1 pseudogene is annotated in these 329 nt (G+C 63.5%); it reads right to left on the reverse strand.

Going from position 1 to position 329, the window contains the following annotated elements:
- Positions 1 to 329 (reverse strand): annotated as a pseudogene (locus tag DIE23_RS39285) (succinate--CoA ligase subunit alpha); the annotation flags it as partial.

Here is a 329-nt window from a genome sequence, read left to right on the forward strand (position 1 = left end):
ATGCCGATCTTCAGTTCGTCCGGCGTGATCGTGCCCGGGCAGTTCGGCCCGAGCAGCAGCGTCTTGCGGCCTTCGCGACGCATGCGGTCCTTCACTTCGATCATGTCGCGCACGGGAATGCCTTCCGTGATGCAGATCGCGAGATCGAGGTCGGCTTCGACCGCTTCCCAGATCGCAGCAGCAGCACCTGCCGGCGGAACGTAGATGACCGACACGGTCGCGCCGGTTTCCGCCTTCGCTTCCTTGACGCTCGCGTAGATCGGAATGCCTTCGAAATCTTCGCCGGCCTTCTTCGGGTTCACGCCCGCGACGAATGCTTCGCGGCCGTT

It is taken from the genome of Burkholderia sp. Bp9143, assembly GCF_003853645.1.
Lineage (GTDB): Bacteria > Pseudomonadota > Gammaproteobacteria > Burkholderiales > Burkholderiaceae > Burkholderia.